At 68.3% G+C, this 378-nt stretch carries 1 protein-coding gene; it reads left to right on the top strand.

What is annotated here, in order from left to right:
- A partial coding sequence (locus ACTVAJ_RS26165; RefSeq protein WP_470390935.1) for an Hsp70 family protein occupies positions 1-378 on the top strand: 378 nt, incomplete at both ends.

Here is a 378-nt window from a genome sequence, read left to right as displayed (position 1 = left end):
ACGAGCCGACCTCGGCCGCCCTCGCCTACCACCTGGAGAAGGAGGGCGAGGCCACGATCCTCGTCTACGACCTCGGCGGCGGCACCTTCGACGTCTCCCTCCTGGAGGTCGGCGACGGCGTCGTGGAGGTCAAGGCGACCAACGGCGACAACCACCTCGGCGGCGACGACTGGGACCAGGCGATCGTCGACTGGCTGGTCGAGCGGTTCAAGAACGCCAACGGCGTGGACCTGGCCAAGGACAAGATGGCCCTCCAGCGCCTGCGCGAGGCCGCGGAGAAGGCCAAGATCGAGCTGTCCAGCTCCAGCGAGTCGGTCATCAACCTGCCCTACATCACGGCCTCGGCCGAGGGCCCGCTGCACCTGGACGAGAAGCTCA

Source organism: Nocardiopsis sp. KDC1DS13DA1 (assembly GCF_055632325.1).
This window is presented reverse-complemented; position numbering and strand designations above follow the sequence as displayed.